The sequence below is a fragment of the Alphaproteobacteria bacterium genome (assembly GCA_024244705.1).
Classification (GTDB): Bacteria; Pseudomonadota; Alphaproteobacteria; order JAAEOK01; family JAAEOK01; genus JAAEOK01.
This window is the reverse complement of record JAAEOK010000073.1, coordinates 180,389-203,301: the sequence shown is the minus strand read 5'-3', so window position 1 is coordinate 203,301 and position 22,913 is coordinate 180,389. Positions and strand designations below refer to the sequence as shown.

At 62.1% G+C, this 22,913-nt stretch carries 19 protein-coding genes; 7 read left to right on the top strand and 12 right to left on the bottom strand.

Going from position 1 to position 22,913, the window contains the following annotated elements:
* Positions 1-565: 565 nt before the first annotated feature.
* The 6 genes from GY791_12880 to GY791_12855 form a co-directional block, all read right to left on the bottom strand.
* On the bottom strand, positions 566-1,372 hold the full coding sequence (locus tag GY791_12880) for a phytanoyl-CoA dioxygenase family protein (protein ID MCP4329320.1): 807 nt from the start codon (positions 1,370-1,372) through the stop codon (positions 566-568).
* A gap of 226 nt (positions 1,373-1,598) precedes the next feature.
* Complete coding sequence (locus GY791_12875; GenBank protein ID MCP4329319.1) at positions 1,599-2,189, bottom strand: tetratricopeptide repeat protein; 591 nt, start codon at positions 2,187-2,189, stop codon at positions 1,599-1,601.
* 147 nt (positions 2,190-2,336) lie between these two features.
* Positions 2,337-3,998: an ABC transporter ATP-binding protein gene (locus GY791_12870; protein MCP4329318.1), complete on the bottom strand. Its 1,662-nt coding sequence runs from the start codon at positions 3,996-3,998 to the stop codon at positions 2,337-2,339.
* Positions 3,994-4,830, bottom strand: a complete 837-nt coding sequence (locus tag GY791_12865; GenBank protein MCP4329317.1) for an ABC transporter permease — start codon at positions 4,828-4,830, stop codon at positions 3,994-3,996. Before GY791_12865 ends, GY791_12870 begins: the two co-directional genes overlap by 5 nt.
* A 12-nt stretch (positions 4,831-4,842) precedes the next feature.
* Positions 4,843-5,799, bottom strand: a complete 957-nt coding sequence (locus tag GY791_12860; GenBank protein ID MCP4329316.1) for an ABC transporter permease — start codon at positions 5,797-5,799, stop codon at positions 4,843-4,845.
* Between the two features lie 23 nt (positions 5,800-5,822).
* On the bottom strand, positions 5,823-7,415 hold the full coding sequence (locus tag GY791_12855; protein MCP4329315.1) for an ABC transporter substrate-binding protein: 1,593 nt from the start codon (positions 7,413-7,415) through the stop codon (positions 5,823-5,825).
* 461 nt (positions 7,416-7,876) lie between these two features.
* On the opposite strand from GY791_12855, the gene GY791_12850 reads away from it, so the two are divergent.
* Positions 7,877-8,983 carry a mandelate racemase/muconate lactonizing enzyme family protein gene (locus tag GY791_12850; protein ID MCP4329314.1) on the top strand — a complete coding sequence of 369 codons (1,107 nt, stop codon included), beginning with the start codon at positions 7,877-7,879 and terminating at the stop codon, positions 8,981-8,983.
* 66 nt (positions 8,984-9,049) lie between these two features.
* On the opposite strand, the gene GY791_12845 is transcribed toward GY791_12850, so the two are convergent.
* Genes GY791_12845 through GY791_12835 form a run of 3 tightly spaced genes read right to left on the bottom strand, consistent with a single transcriptional unit; the run spans position 9,050 to position 11,861 of the window.
* Positions 9,050-10,105, bottom strand: a complete 1,056-nt coding sequence (locus GY791_12845; protein ID MCP4329313.1) for a cobalamin-independent methionine synthase II family protein — start codon at positions 10,103-10,105, stop codon at positions 9,050-9,052.
* A gap of 8 nt (positions 10,106-10,113) precedes the next feature.
* Complete coding sequence (locus GY791_12840) at positions 10,114-10,707, bottom strand: HD domain-containing protein (GenBank protein MCP4329312.1); 594 nt, start codon at positions 10,705-10,707, stop codon at positions 10,114-10,116.
* A complete protein-coding gene (locus GY791_12835) occupies positions 10,704-11,861 on the bottom strand; it encodes a gamma-butyrobetaine dioxygenase (GenBank protein ID MCP4329311.1) in 1,158 nt (385 codons plus the stop codon). Before GY791_12835 ends, GY791_12840 begins: the two co-directional genes overlap by 4 nt.
* Before the next feature lie 250 nt (positions 11,862-12,111).
* Here GY791_12835 and betC point away from each other — a divergent pair, with 250 nt between their 5' ends.
* On the top strand, positions 12,112-13,629 hold the full coding sequence (betC, locus tag GY791_12830) for a choline-sulfatase (protein ID MCP4329310.1): 1,518 nt from the start codon (positions 12,112-12,114) through the stop codon (positions 13,627-13,629).
* 178 nt (positions 13,630-13,807) lie between these two features.
* Here the strand turns inward: betC and GY791_12825 are convergent, their stop codons facing one another.
* Both GY791_12825 and GY791_12820 read right to left on the bottom strand, forming a co-directional pair.
* Positions 13,808-14,083 (bottom strand): hypothetical protein, encoded by a 276-nt coding sequence (locus GY791_12825; GenBank protein ID MCP4329309.1) that lies wholly within the window; start codon positions 14,081-14,083, stop codon positions 13,808-13,810.
* 25 nt (positions 14,084-14,108) lie between these two features.
* Positions 14,109-15,302: an amidohydrolase gene (locus GY791_12820; GenBank protein MCP4329308.1), complete on the bottom strand. Its 1,194-nt coding sequence runs from the start codon at positions 15,300-15,302 to the stop codon at positions 14,109-14,111.
* Between the two features lie 148 nt (positions 15,303-15,450).
* On the opposite strand from GY791_12820, the gene GY791_12815 reads away from it, so the two are divergent.
* The 5 genes from GY791_12815 to GY791_12795 all read left to right on the top strand — a co-directional run bounded on the left by GY791_12815 (position 15,451) and on the right by GY791_12795 (position 21,741).
* Positions 15,451-16,035, top strand: coding sequence for a cupin domain-containing protein (locus tag GY791_12815; GenBank protein MCP4329307.1), 585 nt, complete (start codon positions 15,451-15,453; stop codon positions 16,033-16,035).
* Positions 16,036-16,161: 126 nt separating this feature from the next.
* On the top strand, positions 16,162-17,607 hold the full coding sequence (locus GY791_12810) for a hypothetical protein (protein ID MCP4329306.1): 1,446 nt from the start codon (positions 16,162-16,164) through the stop codon (positions 17,605-17,607).
* 183 nt (positions 17,608-17,790) lie between these two features.
* The gene (locus tag GY791_12805) at positions 17,791-18,345 is read left to right on the top strand and encodes a 3-hydroxyanthranilate 3,4-dioxygenase (GenBank protein ID MCP4329305.1); all 555 of its coding nucleotides are present in this window, start codon (positions 17,791-17,793) and stop codon (positions 18,343-18,345) included.
* 126 nt (positions 18,346-18,471) lie between these two features.
* Entirely contained in the window at positions 18,472-20,787 is a 2,316-nt protein-coding gene (locus tag GY791_12800) for a xanthine dehydrogenase family protein (GenBank protein ID MCP4329304.1), read from the top strand.
* Positions 20,788-21,741, top strand: a complete 954-nt coding sequence (locus tag GY791_12795; protein MCP4329303.1) for a dihydrodipicolinate synthase family protein — start codon at positions 20,788-20,790, stop codon at positions 21,739-21,741.
* A gap of 9 nt (positions 21,742-21,750) precedes the next feature.
* Here the strand turns inward: GY791_12795 and GY791_12790 are convergent, their stop codons facing one another.
* Positions 21,751-22,776, bottom strand: a complete 1,026-nt coding sequence (locus GY791_12790) for a methyltransferase domain-containing protein (protein ID MCP4329302.1) — start codon at positions 22,774-22,776, stop codon at positions 21,751-21,753.
* Between the last annotated feature and the right edge of the window lie 137 nt (positions 22,777-22,913).

The following is a 22,913-nucleotide window of genomic DNA, read 5'->3' as shown; positions in this document are numbered from 1 at the left end:
AGATTGCGGCAGACGTCATGCCGACGGGCTAGCCCGTGAAGGCTCTCCTCACCAGACAGATATTCCTGGGCAACTTGGCGCTTGAAAGCGATTGAATAGGTGCGATGCCTTGCCATGAGCTTCTCCTCTGAAGCCCGGACAACATAGTCAAAAATCACCAATCCCGCCTGTCCAGCCCCTGGGGGTCACTCCAGTGTCCGGTACAAAACGTCACCTATCTCTCAGGTCGGGCAGATATTGATATTGAATTGTTAAATGGGGTCTTCGTGGGAATCGATTCGAGCCATGTAGGTCTCCGTGTTGGCTCGGTTCGTGCGTCGTCGCCGTCGTCATCCGAGAACGCCCCGGTCCGGCAAATGGAGACCGACTTCGCATCCGTCTCTTACGCTGGTTCTTGATGGTGCGGCGAGCAGCGTGGCGGCCAATGCCGTTGGCTTTGAACGCGATCATTTTCGCCGCCGGCAAGCGCACCGCTTGCTGCCAATAAAAAACAGAATTGCGTGATTGGGTTCGACGACTTGATTGGTCGCGTAGCCTCTACTCTCTCTGTTCCGATCGCCCGGCTTCAGACCGAGTCCCAGGTTTCCTTGCTGCGGCGGTCTAGTTCCGCATGGCGGGCGAGCGCGGCCGGATCCAAGTCGCGTTGGGCGATGAATTCCTCGGCATAGTGGCGGTACGGGTCGCGTCCGCGAACCAAGAGAGCCGTCTCGTGAGGATTGACCAGTTGACGCATGCGCGGCGCGATGTATTGGGCATTGAGGCCGATGCGGCGGTCGTTCGATTTGTTCGGCATCGATGCATGGAGCGTCCAGCCATGGTGGAACGAGGCCTGGCCCGGCGCCAAGGGCAACATCCGCGCCTCGTCTTCGGCGACCCCGTGAACGGTCTGTCCCCGGTGTAGCAAATTGGCCCCATCGGCCGTATCTTCATGGTCGAGGCGACCGAACCGGTGCGACCCCGGAATCATGCGCATGCAACCGGATTCCCGCGTCGCCGCCGACAGAGCGAGCCACATCGAGACCTGCTCGTCGCCGTCAAAGCCCCAATAGGTCAGGTCCTGGTGCCAACTAACATGGCCGGCGGATCGCGATTCCTTGATCACGTAGGTCACGTCGAACAGGAGGATGTCGGGCCCGATCAGCGCTTCGACCACATCAAGCACCTTGGAATGGGTCGCGAGTTCGAAGGGCGACCGCAGGATCGTGTGGACCTTCGAAACGTAGTGCAGGCCGTCGTGGGACGCCTCGGCGTCTTCCAGCCGCCGGCGATGGTCCGCGACTTCATCGAGATCTAGGATATCGACCGCGGACAAGAAGCCGTCCCGCTCGAAGGCGGCGCGACGGGGGTCGCTTTGGGTCAGGGTTTCGGCCATGGTCATCTCCACCTTCGCTCAACCCGCCGTCATCCGTCCGGCAGGTGCGCGACGTGCCGGTCGGCCGTGCAGGCGCCGCGTCCAATTCCGACAAGAAATCACAACCGAGATGAGGTTTGTCAAGAAGCTTGGAAATCGTGCTGATCGACCGGCTCCGGCTGCGGAACTTCCATCGTCAACGATGGTGCCCGATGGGCGGTGCGTAGCCGCGGTCCCTGACATCCGGCTAAGGTCCGATGATGGCCTTGGCCCGTGATTCTGCGGTCTCGGCTTCGCTGTCGCGGCCGGTCATGCGAAAGACGATCGCATAGGACTCGAGCACCCGCGCCACCTCCTGATGATCCGGCCCCAATTTCCCTTCGCGAATGGCAAGCGCACGCTGAAGCAAAGGCTCCGCGTCGCCGTAGCGGGCTTCGGTCAGATAGAGGCCGGCCAGATTGAAGGCAACGTCGGCCACACGGAGATGATCCGCGCCCAAAGCGCCCTCGAAGATTGCTAGCGCACGGCGAAACGGAGCTTCGGCGAGATCGGTTTTTCCTTGCCGCAGATAGGCCAGGGCGAGGGCGTTCACGGCCGTTGCAAGGTCGGGATCCGCCGGTCCTGATGCGGATTCGAACTGGGCGACTGCTTCGAGTAACTCGTTTTCCGCGTCGGCGTAGCGCAGTTGGTCGAAATAGACCGTCGCCAATGCGAGGTGTGTTTCGCCCAGGCGCCGGTCCGGCTTTTCGAAATCTTCCGCCTCGGCCAGCGCCCGTCTCAATTGGCGCTCGGCGGCGGCGAGGTTGCCTTGTCGATGCGCGGCGATGGCTCCGTCCATCTCTGTCCGCCATCGGTCATCCGCTCCGAAACCAGCGCAAGGAAGGAGCATGATGCACAGGAATATGACTGTCAGCGGCCGATGGCCCATGGCAGCATTCCTCTCGACGCCATGCCTGGTTTTTCGTGACGGTGCCGTCGCGACGGGTCAGCCGGCGCTTGGTTGTCCGGTTGCGGCGGGTCCGCCTTTCGCGCTTCGATCCGCGAGCACCCGATCGAGCCAATCGGGATCCATCTCGGGAACCGAAGACAGCAGCAGATCCGTATAATCGTGGTGCGGCGGCGTCAGCACTTCGGTCTTCAGCCCCTGTTCGACGACACGGCCTTGCAACATGACGACGATCTCGTCGGCGATCGCCTCGACCGTCGCCAGGTCATGGGTGATAAACAGGTAGGAAACCTGAAGATCCTTTTGCAGCCGCAACAGCAATCTGAGGATGCCCTCGGCGACAAGCTGGTCGAGCGCGGACGTAACCTCGTCGCAGATAATCAGTTCGGGGTCCGCGGCCAGGGCGCGGGCGATGCACAGGCGCTGCTTTTGGCCGCCGGAAAGTTCGCCGGGAAATCGATCGATGAATTCCGCCGGCAACTCGATCAGGTCGAGCAGTTCGAGAATTCGCTTCTCGCGCTTTTCCCCACGCATGCCGAGATAGAAACTGAGCGGCCGGCCGATGGTTTCGCGGATCTTTTGACGCGGGTTGAGTGCCGTATCCGGCATCTGGTAGATCATTTGCATCTTGCGTAACAATTCGCGGCTGCGATCTTTCAAGGCCGGTGGCAACGGATCGCCGTTGAAAATCACTTGCCCTTCGGATGGCGGCAGAAGTCCGGTTATGGCGCGCGCGAGCGTGCTCTTGCCGGACCCCGACTCGCCGACGACGGCGATTGTCCGGCCCCGTGGTATCGACACCGAGACGTCATGAAGCACGGTCAGGACACCGCCATAGCTGGCGGTGACATTCTTGACATCGAGCAGGATATCCTCGCCCGGCTCCTCTTTCTTGTGCAGTGACCGCACCGCCCACAGCGATTTTGTATAGTCCTCCTTGGGGTCCGACAGCATGGTCCGGGTGTCGGATTCCTCGACCAGATCGCCATAGCGCAACACCATGATGCGGTCGGCCATTTGGGCGACAACCGCGAGGTCATGGGTGATGTAGATCGCCGCCGTGTTGAACTGATGAACGACATTGCGAATCGCCGCCAGAACCTCGATCTGGGTGGTGACGTCGAGCGCCGTCGTCGGCTCGTCAAAGACAATCAGGTCCGGCCGGCACGCCATCGCCATCGCGGTCATCGCGCGCTGCAACTGACCGCCCGAGACCTGGTGGGGATAACGAAAGCCGATGGTTTCCGGTTCCGGCAGCTGCAGGCGCCCGAACAGGTCGACCGCCTCTTTCGCGGCTTGCTTTTCGCCCATGACGCCATGCTGGACCGGACCCTCGGTATATTGGTCGATTAGCTTGTGCGCGGGGTTGAAGTTGGCCGCCGCGCTCTGGGCGACATAGGCGATACGGGCACCTCGTACGCGGCGTTTTTCATCCTCCGAGGCCGCCAGCAGATCGGTGCCGTCGAAAATCACCGAACCGCCGGAGATCCGGCAGCCGGGGCGGGCATAGCCCATTGCCGCCAGGCCAAGCGTCGATTTGCCGGCACCGGATTCGCCGATCAGACCGACGATTTCGCCGCGGTGGAGCGTGACATCGATGCCGTGAACGATCTCATGCCAGACCTCGTCCGATTGCCCCTCGATATGGATGTCCCGCATTTCGAGCAGGATGTCGCCATTCGGACCGTTGTCGCTGTCAATGCTCATCGCGCAATCCGCTCGTTTTGTGCAGAAACCAGTCGACGACGAAATTGACCCCGACCGTGAGCAGGGCGATCGCGCCGGCCGGCAGCAACGGGGTCACGTCGCCGTAGGTGATCAAGGTCGCGTTGTCGCGCACCATGCTGCCCCAATCCGCGGTCGGCGGCTGTATGCCGAGGCCGAGAAAGCTGAGGGCGCTGACGAATAGAAAGACAAAGCAGAATCGCAGACCGAACTCGGCGACCAGCGGCGGCAACGAATTGGGCAGTATCTCCTGGCGCATGATCCAGCCGATGCCTTCGCCGCGCAGGCGCGCCACCTCGACGAAATCCATGACGACGATGTTCATCGCCACCGCCCTGGAAAGGCGGAAGACCCGGGTCGAATCCAAGACCGCTATGACCATGATCAGGACCGGTACCGAGGTGCCAAGAATGGTCAACAGCAAGAGCGCGAATATGAGCTGCGGGATCGCCATCAGGACGTCGACGATGCGGCCCAAAATTTGATCTGTCCATCCGCCGAGCGTGGCCGACACGAAGCCCATGGTCGCGCCGATCAAGAACGCCAGGCAGGTGGTGATGAAAGCGATGCCGATCGTGTTCCGCGCGCCGTACATCAGCCGTGTCAGCATATCGCGGCCCAGATTGTCGGTGCCGAGAACAAACCCGCCCTCGCCCCACGGCTCGAATTCGGCGCCGACGATTTCGGATTCGCCATAGGGCGTCAAAACGGGCGCGAAAACCGCGATAAAGATATAGATCACGATCACGGCGATGCCGAAGCGGGCGCTCCACGGTGCCGATTTGATCAATTTCCAGAATCCGCCCATGCCCGCCTCCGCCTATCTCGGGTGAAGCAGTCTGGGATTGGTCACGATCGCCAAGACATCCGCCGTCAGATTCAACAGGACATAGGTCGCGGCGAATATCATGCTGCACGCTTGCACGACCGGGATGTCGCGCCGCGAAACCGAATCGACGAGCAGCTGGCCAAGGCCTGGATAGACAAAGACGACCTCGACAACGACCACGCCAACGACGAGATAGGCGAGGTTGAGAACGATCACAGTGATAATCGGCGACAACGCGTTCGGCAGGGCATGGCGAACGATGATACGCGATCGCGAAAGGCCCTTGAGGTTGGCCATTTCGATGTAGGGGCTGGCGAGGAGGTTGATCAGCGCCGCCCGCGTCATGCGCATCATCTGTGCGACCACGACCAGGGTGAGGGTCAGCGCCGGCAGGAACACGCGGTAGACCCGTTCCCAAAACCCGAGATCGAAATTGACGTTCGAAATGCTCGGGAACAGGCCCCACTCGACGGCCAAGAACAGGATCAGGATGTAGGCGACGAAGAATTCCGGAAAGGACACCGACGACAAGGCGACGATGTTGATGCCGCGGTCGAACAGGCTATTGCGGTAGAGTGCGGCGAGAACGCCCAGCGTCAGCGCCAATGGGACGGAAATCACCGCCGCCATCACGGCGAGAAACACCGTGTTGGCAAGCCGGCCGCTGATCAGCTCGGTGATCTCACGCTGGTTGGACAGCGATCGTCCCAGATCGCCCTGAAGAATGCCGCCCAGCCAGTCCAGGTAGCGCTCGTGCATCGGCAGGTCGAGCTTGAGTTCCTTACGGAAAGCAGCGACCGTTTCGGGCAGCGCCGATTGACCGAGGATCGCTTCGGCGAGATCACCGGGAAGCAACTCGACTCCCAGGAAGATAATCAGGGAGACGACAAAGAGGGTGAGGAGGCCCAGCGCTAGGCGCTGGGCCACCATCGTCAGAATTTTAGACATCTACGGACACGAAGCAGAGCGGCCTAGTCGAACCACCACCGCTCCATCATGCGCAACCCGTCGAGGTCCCACATCGCCGACATGTGCTCCTCATGCTGGACCTTGTCGGCCATGGCAAAGACGTAATTGGCGAACATCGGAATGACGACGCCGCCCTCGTCCCGCACGATGAGCTGCATTTCGCCGTACATGTCTGCGCGCAGGTTCGTATCGAGCTCGGCTCGCGCCTGCTTGAGAAGCTTGTTGAACCGGTCATTCTTCCAGAACGTATCGTTCCACCCGGCGTCCTCGGCATAGGCCGTCGAGAACATCCAGTCTTCGGTCGGACGCCCGCCCCAGTAGCACATGCACCATGGCTTCTTCATCCACACGTCGGACCAGTAGCCATCGTTGGGTTCGCGAATGACATTGATGTCGATGCCCGCCTTGGCGGCATGTTCCTTGTAAAGGATCGCCGCGTCGACGGCACCGCCGAAGGCCGCATCGGCCGCACTGAGATCGATCTGAAGCGTCTCGACGCCGGCCTGCTTGAGATGGAATTTGGCCTTGTCGGGATCGTAGGTTCGCTGCGCGAGCCCGGTATCGAAGTAGGGGTTGGAGCGCCCGATCGGATGGTCGTTGCCCACCGTGCCGTGACCGCGCAGGATGGTTTGGACCACAGCATCGCGATCGATCGCGTATTTGAGCGCCAACCGAATATCGTTGTTGTCGAACGGCGGCGTGTCGGTCCGCATCGGGATTGAATAGTGCTGGGTTCCGGAGGTCTCTTCGACACGCAGGTCGCTCTTGCGCTTGAGCAGATGCACGGTCTTGAGATCGCAGCGGTCCATGACGTCGATCTCGCCGGTGCTCAATGCGTTGGTGCGCGCCGCAACGTCGCCGATCGTGATCACTTCTCCGGCGTCGAAGAAGGCGCGGTCGCTCTTCCAGAAATTAGGATGGCGCTTGAGCTCGCAACGAACGCCGGGATCGAAATCCTCGACGATATAGGCGCCGGCGCCAATGCCTGACGTCGCATCGACCTTGCCGTCTTTCGACGGCAGGATAGCGAGATGATAGTCGTTCATCAGGAACGGGAAATCGGCGCTGCCGCCCTTGAGGGCGAAAATGACGACGTTTTTGCCGTCGGTTTCGATGTTCTCGATCGGATCGACGATGCCCTTGGCGGCAGACGTCGAATCCTCGCCCCGGTGGTGATTGATCGATGCCACCACATCGTCGGCGTCCACGGTTTTGCCATTCTGGAATTCGACTCCGTCACGGAGCTTGAAGGTCCAGGTGACGGCGTCGGGGGATGCCTCCCAGCTCTCGGCAAGCTCGGGCACCAACTCACCTTTCCCGTTTACCTCGGTCAGATAGTTTTGACTCGACCAACCGATCAATTGGATCCATTGATTCTCCCAAGTCGCCGGGTCGAGGGAATCGGTGGTCGATCCGCCACCGATGCCGACGCGCATGACGCCGCCTTTCTTCGGCGTCGCGGCCTGCACCGTTCGCTCGAACATGGTCGTCGCGACCGCGGTCGAAAAGCCCAACGCCGTCGTCCCGGCCAGAAACTGGCGGCGAGTTAATTGGCCTCGCGCAAGCGCGGATTCCAACTCTTGAATCGATTTCATAACGTCCTCCCTGATTTACTCGTTGTTCTCTATCGCCGAACCACGCAACGTCGAGGTGTTTGAATCAATCATAGCGCAGCTTTGGCTGGATCGATGAGAAAAATGGAACAACCGAACGCTCTTCTCCTCGGATCCTTGTGTTCGAACATGCGTGTTCGCGTTACGGAAAGCCTGTTGCGGCCCAATTGAAGCGTCAATAGGGCAAAACATTCAGACATGATACCGGTTCGAGCGGGAAAGCTAGCCTGGACAAAAACGACCTATTCTTTCCCAAATGCGACCACCGGAACGGTCGCATTTCAGCACCTCGCTGAATTCACGCCGGCCGTTCGACCCTGGTCGGCCGCGCGTTTTCAAGCTTGATCGGCGACTACCAATCGGCATAGGGAATCTCGAATGGACCTGGCAGTATCATTTATTCCGTACCCCTTTGTTGAGCACCCGACCGGCAAATCTCTTCGATGAACATCGTGAAACTCGAGACCTTCGCGAACCAATTCGTCGCATTTGTCCGCGCCCACACAGACGACGGCCAATACGGTTGGGGACAAGTCTCGACATACAATGCCGACATCACGGCCTTGGTCTTTCATCGCCAAATCGCACCGTGGGCGCTCGGCGCCGATGCCGACGACATCGACAGCCTGGTCGATATGATTCCCGAGCGTGAGCACAAATTCCCCGGCTCCTATCTGCGGCGAGCGCTCGCCGGTCTCGACACCGCCCTGTGGGACCTCAGGGGCCGGCGCGAAGGCCAAAGCGTGTGCCGATTGATCGGTGGCGAACCTAGACCGTTGAGAGTGTATGCATCATCGATGAAGCGTGACATCACGCCGGAGAATGAATCGGCCCGCCTGGCCCGCCTGCGCGACGAGTTCGGCTATGACGCTTTCAAGTTCCGCGTCGCCTCCGAATGCGGCCACGACGTGGATGAATGGCCCGGCCGAACCGAAGCGATCGTTCCTGCGGTTCGCTCCGCCCTCGGCGACGATGTCGATTTGCTGGTCGACGCCAACAGCGGCTATTCGCCGCAGCGGGCCATCGCCGTCGGACGCCTGCTCGAGGACCACGGCGTCGGCCATTTCGAAGAGCCTTGTCCCTACTGGGAGCTCGCTCAGACCAAGCAAGTTACCGACGCCTTGGACCTGGATGTTAGCGGCGGCGAGCAGGACTGCGATCTGACGATCTGGCGCCGCATGATCGAGATGCGTGCCGTGGATATCGTCCAACCGGATATTTGCTATCTCGGTGGCCTGACCCGGACCCTGCGCGTTGTTGAAATGGCCGGGCAGACGGGCCTTCCCTGTACGCCCCACTGCGCCAACCTTTCCATGGTCACGCTGTTCACCATGCACCTGATGGGCGCCATCGCCAATGCCGGCCAATATGTCGAGTTCTCGATCGAAGGGCCGGACTATTACCCGTGGCAGGAAGGTCTGTTCGAGCGCTCGCCCTACGACATCGCCGACGGCAAAGTGACCATCCCCGATGCGCCAGGCTGGGGTGTGGAACCCAATCGCGCATGGCTCGATAAAGCCGATTACCGGGTCTCGGCGCTCGATTCCTGAACCGGCGTTACGCGGCCGACGCGGTTATTCGGTACGAAGCACCGCCTGGTAAGACGATTGTGGCGACTAGACCGAGGCCGCGGCTTCGCAAAGGTTGCGCAGCTTGGCCATGGCGAGCGGCCGGTCCAGCATGAGGAGGCCGCAGTCGGGCGCCGCCAGCAACCGGCCGCGGTCGATATGTTCGAGGGCAAGCGCGAGGCGCCGGGCGATGTCCTCGGCCCCTTCGACGCGACTGGTCGCAATCGCGACGGCACCGAACACAACGGTCGATTGGTCAAAGCTTTCGAGGAGTACGAGATCGTTGAATCTATGAGCGTCCTCGATCGAAACTTGGTCGATACGCGATGAGTCGAGCGCGCCCGCGAGCCGCAGATAGGCGCCTGAGTCGGCCTTGGCGTAATCCTCATCGTCGAGATGCCCGGGATAGCCGCAACACATGTGCATGACCTTGGTGACCTCAGCGCCGACGCCGTCGAAGCACCGCTCAAGGCACTCGATCCCGAATTGCAGCGCGTCATCCGGGTTGCGGGCGAACACCGGTTCGTCGATCTGAATGAATCGGCAGCCGGCCTCCGCCAGGGCACGGATCTCGAAATTGAGGGCGCCGGCCAGGTCGCGCGCCAATGCGGCTTCATCGCCGTAATAAGTGTCGGCGATCGTGTCGATGATCGTCATCGGCCCGGGGACCGTGATCTTCAGCGGCTTGTCGGTGAAGCCCTGGGCAACCCGAAAATCCCGATCGAGGAAATGGCCGCCCTTCGGTTCGACCTTTCCGGTGACCGTCGGCAGATCGGCGATTGCGGCCCCGCTCCGGTGCACTTTCGTTGACAAATCTGTGAAATCGATCCCGTTCAGATGGTGGCAATGGTAGTAGATATAGTTCTCCCGCCGCTGTTCGCCGTCGGTCGGAATATCGATGCCGCAGGCAACCTGGTCGCGCACCGCCTCGCCAGTGGCCCGGTCGAGCAGTTCGACCGCGGCGGTGCCGACCTGGTTGTCGACATAGGCGAAGCCGCGCGCGCCACCCTCGCTGCGCTCGCCGGGCCCGTCCTCCCGCCAGCCGGCCTTGGTCACGTAATCGGGCTTGGGAAAAGCACCGATGCAGGTCGTCTCGAGGCCCACAGCCTGCCCTACGGTTCCGCCGCCACACGATCCACGAGGCGCTGCAGCAGCGGCGCATAGTGACTGAAGGCGGGCGTAGCCAGGCCGGGAACCTTTGCCCGATCGTCCCACAAGCGGACTTTCACGATTTCGTCGAGCCGCGGCTGCGTCGCGAAAGCCGCCGCCTCTTCGACACTCATGACTCCCCCTTGAAGTTCCAGGGTACGCACCGAAGATGGCGACAGCAATTTGCGATAGGCCGGGTCGATGGCACAGAGATACCGCTTGGCCGCGACATGATGGCGGACACAATCCGTCACGGTGGCGGGAAAGAATGGCTCGAGCACCACGGCCCCAGCCTCGCCATGGTGGATTTCCGCATCGCCGACTGTCGCGCCATGTGGAAAGTCGTTTGCGAACAGGCCGATGTCATGGAGAAGCGCCGCGGCGATCATGCTCTCGTCGGCACCGGCTGTCTCGGCTTGGCGCGCACATTGCAGCATGTGCTCGGCCATTGTCACCTGCTCGCCCAGATAGCAGCCGGCACCACGGCGGGTGAATATATCGCCGATCAATGCGACCATCGTGTCAGGCGTTGCCTGGATGGGGCTCGACGGCGTCATGCGTTGTCAGCCTTCTGCGACTCGGCGATGGCCGAAAGCGTCGACAGCAGCCCGTCCTTGTCCGCATAGCATCCCTGCAGCCACCGTGACCCGGCGCCCGAATAGCCCTCGCGCGCGTGCAGCACCCGGGTGTTATCGACGATGAAGCTCTCGCCCGGCTCGAGTTTGAAGGCGACCATCATCCGTGGGTCGTCGATGATGTCGCTGAACCGGCGGTAGGCGGCATAGTAATCCGCCATTCTGTCATAGGGCACATCGGTGACCGGCGCGCAGGACCTGTTGTTGAATCGAATTCCGATCAGTTCGCCATCGGGTGCCAGTTCGATCATCGGGCGTCGCGACGTCAAGCGCACGCCGGCGGCACCGGAATACGCGAATCGCGCGCAATATCGCGACAGCAAATCGAATCCGTCCGCCGATTCGGCGCGCAGCCGCTGCGCAGCACGAAATCCGTCGACCAGCATCGAGTTGCCGCCTTCAGCCGAGTTTTCCAGGCAATAGAGGATCTGCAAAGTTGGCGTTGGATCGCGATAGGGGTTGTCGGTGTGCGCTTGGAGACCGAGGCCGGTATAGGCGAGGTTGCTCGGATTGACTTCGGTTCGAACCTCGAACCACTTGCCGTAATTTGTTTCACGGACATAACCGAACAAGTCGACGATTTTCAGGAGCGCGCCGCTTTCGGCCGGCCCCCCGGACATCCTGGCAAACCCATAGCGCCGCACCGCCGTCAGCCATCCGCCAAGCACCGTGCGATCGTTCCTGACGGTCTCGAAGTCGGCGGCCGGAAGGGTGCCCTCGAGCGCGTGGTCCCAGGTTTCGATTTCAGGGGCCAGCCAGCCGGCGCTTCGCTTCGCTACCGGATCGTAGGTATGCGCCGCCAACCAGGCCGACGCGAAGGAAACTATCTTGCCTTCGGGTTCGAAACGGAGGGTCAGATCACCGCCTTCCGTAAACGCGGCCGAAGCCAGCCGGATGTTCTCCGGGATATCCGAAATCCGAATCAGGCGCTGGCCGTTCTGCGGCGCCCTGGTCTCGTCGTCCAGGGCATTGTAGCGCAGCCAGACGGCATGGAAACGCGTCAGCCTGCCGTCGCCGTGTCGCAGCGCGACCGCCGATCCGCCGTCGATCAATTCTGCCGACACGAAGTCTCGCATCTTGTCCCCATCTCGGCCTGATTCGATTGGCATTGCCGAGCCAATCCTAGTCGTTTTTCAGGCCGCCCACCAAGAGTTCCGCGGCGATCACCGAACCGGAGGTCGGTCCGGACGGACCGGCCGCATGTCGGTCGGCAACCCGGCGCTCGATTGGACGAAATTGCTTGCGAGGCGCAGTCGGTGTATCGCAGTCATGGAATCAACGGCATCGATTGACGATTTCAGATTTCCACAGCCGGGAGTGCCGCCAATGAGACGACGTCCGAATATCCTCATTCTCATGGCCGACCAATTGGCGGGGACGTTCTTTCCCGACGGTCCCTGCGACTGGCTTCATGTGCCTCACCTGAAAACGCTGGCCGACCGTTGCGTGCGGTTCACCAACGCTTATACCGCGTCGCCGCTCTGTACGTCGGCACGCGCCAGTTTCATGAGCGGACGGCTGCCCAGTCGCACGCGGGTCTATGACAATGCCGCCGAATTCGCCTCCGATATTCCGACTTTCGCGCACCATCTTCGCGGCGCCGGGTACCAAACCTGCTTGTCGGGAAAGATGCATTTCATCGGTGCCGATCAGCTCCATGGTTTCGAGGATCGCCTGACGACCGACATCTACCCCGCCGATTTCGGTTGGACCCCGGACTATCGCCGTGCCGGCGAGCGCATCGATTGGTGGTACCACAATCTTGGCTCCGTCACCGGCGCCGGAATCGCCGAGATCACCAACCAGCTCGAGTTCGACGATGAGGTCGCGAGCGCTGCGATCCAAAGGCTCTATCAGCTTTCGCGGGGACTTGACGATCGTCCCTGGTTGCTGACGGTCAGCTTCACCCATCCGCACGACCCGTATGTCGCCAGGCGTCGGTTTTGGGACCTATACGCCGATTGCGCCCACCTCGAGCCCGAGGTCCCGGCGCTGGCCGACGAGGACCAGGACCCTCATGCCCGACGCCTGCTGCACGCGGTCGACCACGAGCGCTTCGACATTTCCGACGACGATATCCGACGCGCGCGTCGCGGCTACTTCGCCAACATCTCTTACCTCGACGAAAAGATCGGACAGATCTTGGACGTGCTGGAGACGACTCGGCAAGCGGCCAACACCGCGATCGTCGTCTGCGCCGACCACGGCGACATGCTGGGCGAGCGCGGCCTGTGGTTCAAGATGTGCTTCTATGAGGGGTCGGCACGCATTCCGCTCATGATCTCGGCGCCCGGTTTGGAACCCCGCCGCGTCGACAACCCGGTGTCGTTGCTTGATATCGCGCCCACTCTGGCGGACTTGGCCGATGTCGCGCTCGACGAAATCGCGCCCGGTATCGACGGCGAGAGTTTGCTGCCGCTGATCTCCGGTGCAGAACGCACCGCGCCCGTCGTTATGGAATACGCGGCCGAAGGGTCCCATGGGCCGCTCGTGGCGCTGCGCCAGGGCAGGTGGAAATACGTCCATTGTGAACTCGATCCGCCGCAGCTCTTCGACCTCGAGACCGACCCGCACGAGACGGCCAACCTTGCCACTGAAGCGGCCTATGCCGAAACCGCCACGGCGCTGGCCGATTTGGTGGCGTCGCGGTGGGACTTGGCGAAATTCGATGCCGAGGTTCGGGACAGCCAGGCCCGCCGTCACATCGTCTACCAGGCGTTGCGCCAGGGGCGCCATACCGCGTGGGATTTTGAGCCCGCCCACGATGCGGCCCGGCGCTTCATGCGCAATGATATGGATCTCAACGTGGTCGAGGAACGTAACCGCTTTCCCCGCGGCGAGTGAGCGACCCGTGACGAAATTTCGGTTACGACTCGAATGCGAATCTGGCGTTCATGGATGACATTATCGATCTGAACCGAGTCGAAAACCAATATCATATTGGTTTATTATTCGATTTTGTTGCCCGTACGTTTCGCGTATTTTTTGACTCATGTGTGTGAACCAATTATAGATTGGTATGTCAAGGCTCGTGTTTTTGGGTCCAATTCAACCCGACCCTGCTGCCGAACTCGAATGTCGATTCGGCGAGCATGCCGCGGCCGCCCTCGACCGCAGGTAGGCCATGAACGTCGGTCAGCATATCCTCGGACCGCTGGTCGCCGTGGAGGATATGGCTTTCGCCCCCGGTTTCGTAAGCGAGGCAGAACTCGACGGCGATCCGCGCGCCGGTGGGCCATTGCGGATTCGGTGGGGTGCGGCCGTAACCGATCAGGTCGCGGGGGTAGGCATCGGTCATGGTTTCGCTCCGCGGGTCGGTGTTGTCACGCGCCGTCTTCGGCCGCGCGCCCGAGGGTTCGTCGGACGAGGTTGATCCAATAGCTGGCGCCGACCGTCAGCGTCTCGTCATTGAAATCATAATGCGGGCTGTGCAACCGCTTGCCGCCGGCGTCGGATCCATTGCCGACAAAAATGTAGCACCCCGGCTTCTCCTGCAGCATGAAGGCGAAGTCCTCTGCTCCCATGGTCGGCTCGACGTCGGTCTCCACCATTTCGACGCCGACGGTCTCGATCGCCGCGTCGATCGCGATCGCGGTTTCGTCCGGGCTGTTCACGGTTGGCGGATAGCGGCGATCGTAGGTGATCTCGAACTCCGCGTCGTAGGCGCCGCAAATCCCGGCGACGGTGCGACGTATCGCGGGTTCGATCGCGTCCCGGACATGGGGCTTGAAGGCGCGGGTGGTGCCGCGCAGGATGATGCGGTCGGGGATCACGTTCCAGGTGTCACCGCCGTGGATTTGGGTGACGGTAACCACGCCGGAATCGATGGGGTGGAGGTTGCGGCTGACGATCGACTGAAGAGCACCGACAACCTCGGCCGCGACAAGAACGGAATCGACGCCCAGATGGGGCATCGCCGCGTGACTGCCGGACCCCTTGACGATGATCTCGAACATATCGCTGGCCGCCATGATGGGGCCGTTTCGAACGGCGAATCGGCCGACCTCGAGGCCGGGCCAATTGTGCATGCCATAGACGGCTTCGACCGGGAATCTTTCGAACAGGCCATCTTCGACCATGACCCGGGCGCCGCCTTCGTTTTCCTCGGCCGGCTGAAAAATGAAGTGGAGGGTGCCGCCGAAATCCGGATCGGCGGCCAGGCACTTGACCGCGCCAAGCAGCATCGTTGTATGCCCGTCGTGGCCGCAGGCATGCATCCGGCCCTCATTCCGGGAACGGTAGTCGAGCCCGGTGCGCTCCTCGATATGCAGGGCGTCCATGTCGGCGCGCAGCGCGATCGCGCGATTGCCCGGGCGGTTCCCCTTGAGCGTTCCGACGACGCCGGTTCCGGCGAGGCCGCGTGTCACTTCGAGGCCGAATTCGCCGAGCAATTGGCCGACGAATTCCGACGTCCGATGCTCCTCGAAGGCGGTTTCGGGATGGCTATGGAGGTCGCGCCGCCATCTCGTCATATCGCCGTGAATTTCCTGGATGCCGGGAACAATGGCCATCGTCACGACCCCGTACTGATGTCGATATGTGTCACGCGCCGAGAGTCAAGCGCCCTGACCGAAATTGCAAGCAGCTTGACAAGCGGCACGGCGCGCGAAGACTGGATCGAATCGGGCTCGGAACGTGACCGTGATTGCAAGGGGACACGCGACAATGGTGCGGCGAAAGATCGACGACGGCGCGCTACGGATCGGCGCCAAGCTGAAGCACGCCCGCCGGCTCAAGGGTATGCGGCTGATCGACGTCGCGCGGCGGATCGATTGTTCCGAAAGCCTGCTATCGAAGATCGAGAACAATAAGGCGACGCCGTCGCTGTCGCTCCTTCATCGGCTGTGCACGGTGCTCGAGACCAATATCGCCTGGCTGTTCACGGCCAAGGACGAGACGCCGAGCATCGTTCTTCGCAAGGCGGAGCGGCCAGTCTTCGAATTCGACAATTTCCGGCAGACCGAGGACACCGAAGTCGAGCGCGTGGCACCTTACTACGACGGTCAAATGCTGCAGGCGTTGCTGTTCGTCATCGGTCCCGGCGGCCACAGCCTCGATGTCATACGACATGAAGGCGAAGAGGTCGGATATGTCCTCGCCGGTCGGCTCGATCTCACGGTCGACGGCCAGACCTATCACCTCGAAACGGGCGACGCCTTCCAGTTCCGGTCCGACCGGCCCCATGGCTATCGGAACCCCGGTACCGAGACGACGCGGGTGCTGTGGATCAATACGCCGCCGACCTATTGACCCCCGTCGCCACGCCGTCCGGATGCCTGATTTGTAATCAACTTGAAGAATATTCAAGTCACTTTAGAATTGGCCGGGTGAACGCCTCGGGTGGGTGAACGACAAAGGACGGTCCGGGCCATGTTGATGAGCGGCACCGAATATCTCGAAACGCTTCGCGATGGGCGCACGATCTATCTCGGCGAAGAGGAGGTGGACGATGTCACGACGCATCCCGGATTCCGCAATGCGGCTCGGTCGTTTGCCGATCTTTACGACGTCAACCGCGACCCCGCCAACCGCGATCTCCTGACCTTCGAAGAGGACGGTTCGCGCTATGCTATGTGCTGGCTGAGGCCGCGCAGCCGCGACGACCTGGACCGGCGCTACCAGGCGCATCAGCACATTGCGGATATGACCTACGGCATGATGGGGCGAACTCCCGATTTTTATGCCGGGTTCATCGTTGCCCTGGCCATGACACCGGAAATCCTGGATACCGACAGCCACCAATTCGCGGCCAACCTGCTCGGCTATTACGAGCGCGCACGCGAACACGATTGGTTCGTCTGCAATGCCCTTACGCCGCCGGCCGGGACGCGCAAGCGGGAGGTCTATCTCAAACGAGGTATGGCGATGCCGGCGCTGCGGGTCACCGCGGAGGACGACAAAGGCGTGGTGTTGAACGGGGCCAAGTTGCTGGCGACCAGTGCGCCGTTCTCGCACTGGGTTTGGCTTGGCAACGTCCACCCGCTTGACCCCGATCTGGCCAAGGAGGCGATTACCTGCGTCGTTCCCACCGGCGCCTCGGGGCTCAGTTTGTGGTCCCGCAAGTCTTTCGAAAAGCATGCGGTCAGCGAAATCGACAATCCGCTCGCCTATCGCTACGACGAGAGTGACTGCATCGTCGTCTGCGAGGATGTGCGGGTTCCCTGGGAGGATGTGTTCGTTCACGACGATACGGAATTGTCGGTCGACATCTACCTGAAGACCCCGGCCCACAGCCTGGGTAACCACCAGGCGACGATCCGCTTCGTCTCGAAGATGAAGTTCTTCGCCGGTGTCGCGCGCCGGATCGCGCAACTCATGGGGACCGACAGAATCCCGGCGGTGCAGGATACGCTCGGGCACCTGGCCGCCCTCGAGGGTATGATCGAAGCCATGGTGCAGGGTCAAATCCACACCCACGAAACTCTGCCGGGGGGCTATGTCAACGTCAATCGGCGGTTCATGTATTCGGCGGTCTATTGGTGCTACATCTATCATGAAAAGGTGTGCGCGATTATCCGCGAGCTGATGGGCGGCGGCGTCATGCAATTGCCGGCCGATGTCGGCGTCCTCGAAAACCCGGAGATGAGGGAGCGGTTCGAGCACTATTGGTCGACGCCCGAATACAAAGCCGAGGACCGGTTCAAGCTGTTCAAGCTGGCCTGGGACGCGGTCGGCACCGATTTCGCCGGCCGCCACATGCTGTACGAAAAGTTCTATGTCGGGCCGTCTTTCGTCCTCCGCGGCCATTGCGCACGCGAAGCGCCGTGGGGCGACATGACGGGCATGATCGACGACCTGCTCGGCAAGGAGCAAACGCCCTAGGCTCGATCGGCGTTCTGGGGGCCATCGCGGCCTGGGCTTCTCTCGAAATCTAGGATTTGGCCGAAATAACCGGTGAACGGGGATCGCCTCGCCGGGGCGCTCCGCTTGATATGGGTGTTCCAAATTCGCCGCGTTTCCGGCACCCTGCGACGGGCATAGCACTTTAGACCCAGGGAGAGATCGATGACACTCCATCCGCGCCTAAGACCGTTCGATTTTCGGGGCTGGATCGACGGCAACCGGCAACATTTGAAGCCGCCGGTCGGTAACAGGCATCTGTTCGATGACAAGACCGACATGGTCATCATGGTGGTTGGCGGGCCCAATCAACGCGTCGATTTCCATGACGATCCGGTCGAGGAGTTCTTCTATCAGGTCGAGGGCGATATGATGCTCAAAGTCGCCGAGGACGGTGCGATCTTCGACGTTCCGATTCGTCAAGGCGAGGTCTTCTATCTCCCGCCGCACGTCCGCCACTCGCCGCAACGCCCGCAAGCTGGCTCGGTCGGGCTGGTCGTAGAGGGCGCGCGTCGCCCCGGCGAAATGGACGGATTCGAATGGTATTGCTTCGAGTGCGGGGAGCGCCTGCATCGGGTCGAGGTCGAGGTCACCGACATCGTCAAGGATCTCCCGCCGCTGTTCGATGCCTTTTACGAGGACCGGGCGGCACGGACTTGTCCCAACTGCGGTGCCGTACATCCGGGCCGGCAGCCGCCCCAGGGCTGGGTCGAGATCTGACCGTTCCCCATCGCCGTTCGATGCGCCTAATCGATCGCCCGATCGAATGGTCCGTTTTGCCGCCCTCGGCGCTTAGGCAGGGCCATCCGACGGCGCGGAGACCGGGATGATGTTGAACCGGCCAGGGTGGTTCTTACGGTGACGACAAGGTGGCTCGGCAAAAGCGTGAAACGAGTCGAAGACCATCGCCTGCTGACCGGGCATGGCCGGTTCGTTGACGACATTTCTCTGCCCAGCACTTTGCATACCGCGTTTGTGCGCTGCCCCTTTCCGCGCGCGGAGATCGCCGGCATCGATGTTTCGGCGGCAAAGTCCAGGCCCGATATCGTCGCGGTCTACACCGGAGCAGATGTCGCCGGGCTCGGCCATCTGCCGGTGAACCGGGTCGTGCCCGATATGAACGTGCCGCGCTTTTCCGTCTTGGCTCGACATACGGCGATGGCGGTCGGAGAGGCGGTAACGGCCGTCGTCGCCACGACACGCGCGGCGGCGGCGGAAGGCGCCGACCTAGTCGACGTCGACTACAGGCCGCTCGAGCCGGTCCTCGATCACGTGACCGCCCACGAGCACGATCCGCTGTTTGACGGCATCGCCGGGAACAGGGCGATCGGTCAATCCTGGCAGCAGGGCGATGTGGCGGCCGCGCTCGAGTCGTCGGATTTTGTTGTTCGCACTGAGGTCGATCATCCGCGCCTCGCGCCCGTTTCGCTCGAATCGCGCGCGGTCCTCGCGTCAGGACCGGATTCGGCCGCAGCGGTAACGGTCTGGCTGTCGACCCAAACGCCTCATCGGGCGCGAACCGACCTGGCGGCGATGATCGGCTTGAGCGAGGAGCAGGTTCGTGTCATCGCCCCCGACGTCGGCGGCGCTTTCGGCATGAAGGCATCGCTCTATCCGGAAGAAATTCTCGTCGTCTGGGCTTCGCTGCAGTTGGATTGCCCGGTAAAATGGATCGCGACGCGGTCGGAAGACCTTCTCTCCGCCAGCCATGGCCGGGGCGCCCGCAGCGAGGCAACGATGGGACTGACGAAGGAGGGCCGCGTGACGGCGTTGCGTGCGCGGATCACCCATCCCCTCGGACATTGGCTACCCTACAGCGCGGCCGTTCCGGCGTGGAACAGCGGGCGCATTCTCCCGGGACCCTATGCGGTCGACGCCATCGACGTGGAATCGCGGTCGGTGCTTACCAATACGGCTCCGGTTGGAATCTATCGCGGTGCCGGTCGCCCCGAGGCGGCGATGATCCTCGAGCGATTGTTCGATCGCGCGGCGCGCGAAACCGGCATCGACCCGCTCGAATTGCGGCGCCGGAACCTGATCGCCAGTGACAGCTTCCCGTATGAAACCGCGACCGGCGAAACGCTCGATTCCGGTGACTACGCCGGAGTGCTCGATCGAGCGGGCCAACTCGCGAATTATCCGAGGCTGCGGGACGAACAGTCGCGCCGCCGCGCCGCCGGGGAGCTGGTCGGCGTCGGGGTCGGTATGTATGTCGAGCCGTGCGGGCGCGGCTTCGAGAGCGCCACCGTGAGCTTGGAGCGATCGGGACGTTTCGTTGTCGCCACCGGCACCAGTGCCCAGGGTCAGGGACGCGAAACAGCCTTTGCCCAAATCGCCGCCGACGTCCTCGCCGTGCCCTTGGACCGGATCGAAGTCCGGCATGGCGACACGGCGACGACACCGAGAGGGATTGGCGCCCTGGCCAGCCGCAGTACCGCGATCGGCGGCGGCGCCCTGGTTCGAGCGGCCGAGGCGGTCCGCGACCGGGGCGCCGCGGTCGCGGCGCGGCTGCTGCAATCGAGCGTCGCCGAAATCGTGGCCTGCGACGGCGGGTTCGGCGTCGGCGGTGACCCAAAGCGACGGGTGCCGTGGCGGAGCGTCGCCGAGGAGGCCGCGGGGATCGCCGACGGGGCGGATGCCGAGGCCGGTGAAGCGATCTCCTCGACGGTCACGTTCACCGTGCCGGGCGAAGCCTGGGCCGCCGGATGCTGCATTGCCAAGGTCGCGATCGATGCGGAAACCGGCGGCCTCGCCATTGAGCGACTGGCCTGGGTCGACGATGCTGGGGCGGTGATCAATCCGATGCTCGTTGCCGGCCAGCTGATCGGCGGTATCGCCCAGGGCGTCGGCGAAGCGATGATGGAGCGAATGGTTTACGACGCGGACGGACAACTCCTGAGCGGATCGCTCATGGACTACGCGGTGCCGCGAGCGGCGGACATGCCGCCAGTCTCGATCGACCACACGACGACACCGTCGCCCAACAACCCTCTGGGCGCCAAGGGGGTCGGCGAGGCGGGTCCAATCGGCGCGCCGGCCGCGATCTTGAATGCGGCCCTCGATGCGCTGGCGCCCCTTGGAATCGACCGCCTCGACATGCCGCTGACGAACGCCACCATTTGGCAGGCGATCTCGACGGCCGCAGCGAAGGAGCGAAGTTAGATGCAATACAAGAAGCATGAGGCGAAGGGCTTTTCCCGGGCCAATATGAAGGGCATATGGGCGGCCGCGCTGACCCCGTTCAAGCCCGATATGACGGTAGACGAGGACGGATTTCGGAGGAATATCCGCCATTGGGTCGACGACTTGCATATCGATGGCTTGTTTATCTGCGGCAAGCAGGGCGAGTACTTTTCGATGTCGATCGCGGAGCGGAAACGTGCCTTCGAGATCGCCGTCGAGGCGACCGGATCCGCATCGGGCACCATCATGTCGTGTTCGGACCAAAACCTGGACAATGTGATCGATCTCGCCAGACACGCCGAGAATATCGGCGCCGATTACATCGTCGTGCACAGCCCGATGCTCCATTTCGTCACCGATCACGAGCAGACGGTCTATGAATATTACCGCTTCATAAGCGAGCAGGTGAGCATCGGCATCGCCCTGTGGAACCACCCCGATTGCGGCTATCTCATGAGCCCGGAGCTGTGCGCGCGCATAGCCGAATTCCCCAGCATCGTCGCCATCAAGTACAGCGTCGAGCGTGAGCGATACGCCCGGCTCACCGAAATCGCCAGCGACAAGATCATTGTTAGTACGGCGTCGGAAACCGAGTGGCTGGAGAATATCCTCGAACTGGGCTGGCAGCTCTATCTGTGCTCGACGCCGCCCTATCTTCTCCAGACCAAGAACGATTTGCGGATGCGGGAATATACCGACCTGGCCATGCGCGGCGAAGCGGCCCGCGCGCGCGAGGTGCGCGATAGCCTCGACCCGGTCCGCGATGCCCTCAAGCGAACGCGTCCGGGAGGAAAGCCTCAACCCCATCAAAAGTATTGGCAGGAATTGCTGGGCCAGGTCGGCGGGCCGTCGCGGCGCCCGTTACTGGAACTGACCGAAGACGAGAAGACCGCGACCCGCGACGCCTTCGCGCGATGCGGCCTCAGGCTTTAGCGTCGTTCTCTAGAGACGGGTGTCAGTGGTCTCGGACCCCAGAACCAGCAGTTCAGGCCGCAGGTCGAGATCGGCCAGTTGAGCGCGGATTTCGGTTTCATAGACCGGGTTCATGACGAGGACTCGATCGGGAGAGATCTCGCGAAGCGCGACGGGTGCGATGATCTGGTTTCCGGCCCTCGGCAAAAAGGTGCCTTGTCTCAATGGATTGATGTCGACGACCCCCGCGATTTCAATGCGTCCGTAGAGCGCCGCGAGAAATGCCACCGTCTTCGAGCCGCCGCCCCAAATCACCGTTCGCACAGCGCCCGCCGGGGCCGTATTCAGCCGCGACGCCCAGGCTTCGATATTTTTTTCGACCCGCTCGCCGAGGGCATCGGCGCTATCGGCCAGCCCCGCGGATGGGCTTTCGGACAGACCTTCCGCATCCGCCGCCGGCGACGGCCGCGCGATCACGCTGCAATACTGCCCACCATATTCGGTCTCGTTTGCGCACACCTCGAACCCGGCGTGCCGGAAAACGTGCGTCAGGGTCTCGGGCGTAAAATAGAGGACATGCTCGAAGTAGATGTCCCAGAACGCTCCTTCGGCAAGGATACGTGCCGCGTTGGGAACCATGAAGAAGACGACCGGATCACGACTGCCCGACAATCCGTCGTGCACCGTCCTCAAGAAGGCGAACGGGTCCGGAATGTGCTCGAGCGTCATCTTGCAGCACAGGAAATCGACGTCGCCCGTTAGATCGGCGGCGACAAAGGGCTTGGCGTGAATTTCCATGCCGTCGCCGGCGGGCACGCGGCTGGCCGGGTCGAACCCGGTCGCTCGGCCGATTCCTTCCTCTCGCAGCAGGGCCAGAAACTCGCCCTGACCACAACCGATTTCAACCACGTGCTTGCCGCCGAGATCGAGCCGGGCGACGAGCCGCGACGCGAGGTCGCGATGAAAATCGGAGAATGTTTCGGAATAGGCCTGGGTCGACTCGTAACTGGCGTCGTATTGGAGGGTGTCACGCGCGAATGCGGAATTCCAAATCAAACCACAGCGTCGGCAAAAGCGTAGGCGAATATTCCCGAGCGGTACCGCGCGCGCCGCTTCGGGTGAAGTCGCGAGACGAACCGAATGAACCGGTACCCGATCGACGTCGAGGATGGCACTCGTCGCCGGATTGGCGC

Bases quoted from the DNA above. Each gene is read 5' to 3' on its own strand.
- GY791_12880 (MCP4329320.1), bottom strand. From the start codon at position 1,372: ATGGCCGAAACCCTGACCCAAAGCGACCCCCGTCGCGCCGCCTTCGAG.
- GY791_12875 (MCP4329319.1), bottom strand. From the start codon at position 2,189: ATGGACGGAGCCATCGCCGCGCATCGACAAGGCAACCTCGCCGCCGCC.
- GY791_12865 (MCP4329317.1), bottom strand. From the start codon at position 4,830: ATGGGCGGATTCTGGAAATTGATCAAATCGGCACCGTGGAGCGCCCGC.
- GY791_12860 (MCP4329316.1), bottom strand. From the start codon at position 5,799: ATGTCTAAAATTCTGACGATGGTGGCCCAGCGCCTAGCGCTGGGCCTC.
- GY791_12855 (MCP4329315.1), bottom strand. From the start codon at position 7,415: ATGAAATCGATTCAAGAGTTGGAATCCGCGCTTGCGCGAGGCCAATTA.
- GY791_12850 (MCP4329314.1), top strand. From the start codon at position 7,877: ATGAACATCGTGAAACTCGAGACCTTCGCGAACCAATTCGTCGCATTT.
- GY791_12840 (MCP4329312.1), bottom strand. From the start codon at position 10,707: ATGACGCCGTCGAGCCCCATCCAGGCAACGCCTGACACGATGGTCGCA.
- GY791_12835 (MCP4329311.1), bottom strand. From the start codon at position 11,861: ATGCGAGACTTCGTGTCGGCAGAATTGATCGACGGCGGATCGGCGGTC.
- betC (MCP4329310.1), top strand. From the start codon at position 12,112: ATGAGACGACGTCCGAATATCCTCATTCTCATGGCCGACCAATTGGCG.
- GY791_12825 (MCP4329309.1), bottom strand. From the start codon at position 14,083: ATGACCGATGCCTACCCCCGCGACCTGATCGGTTACGGCCGCACCCCA.
- GY791_12815 (MCP4329307.1), top strand. From the start codon at position 15,451: ATGGTGCGGCGAAAGATCGACGACGGCGCGCTACGGATCGGCGCCAAG.
- GY791_12810 (MCP4329306.1), top strand. From the start codon at position 16,162: ATGAGCGGCACCGAATATCTCGAAACGCTTCGCGATGGGCGCACGATC.
- GY791_12805 (MCP4329305.1), top strand. From the start codon at position 17,791: ATGACACTCCATCCGCGCCTAAGACCGTTCGATTTTCGGGGCTGGATC.
- GY791_12795 (MCP4329303.1), top strand. From the start codon at position 20,788: ATGCAATACAAGAAGCATGAGGCGAAGGGCTTTTCCCGGGCCAATATG.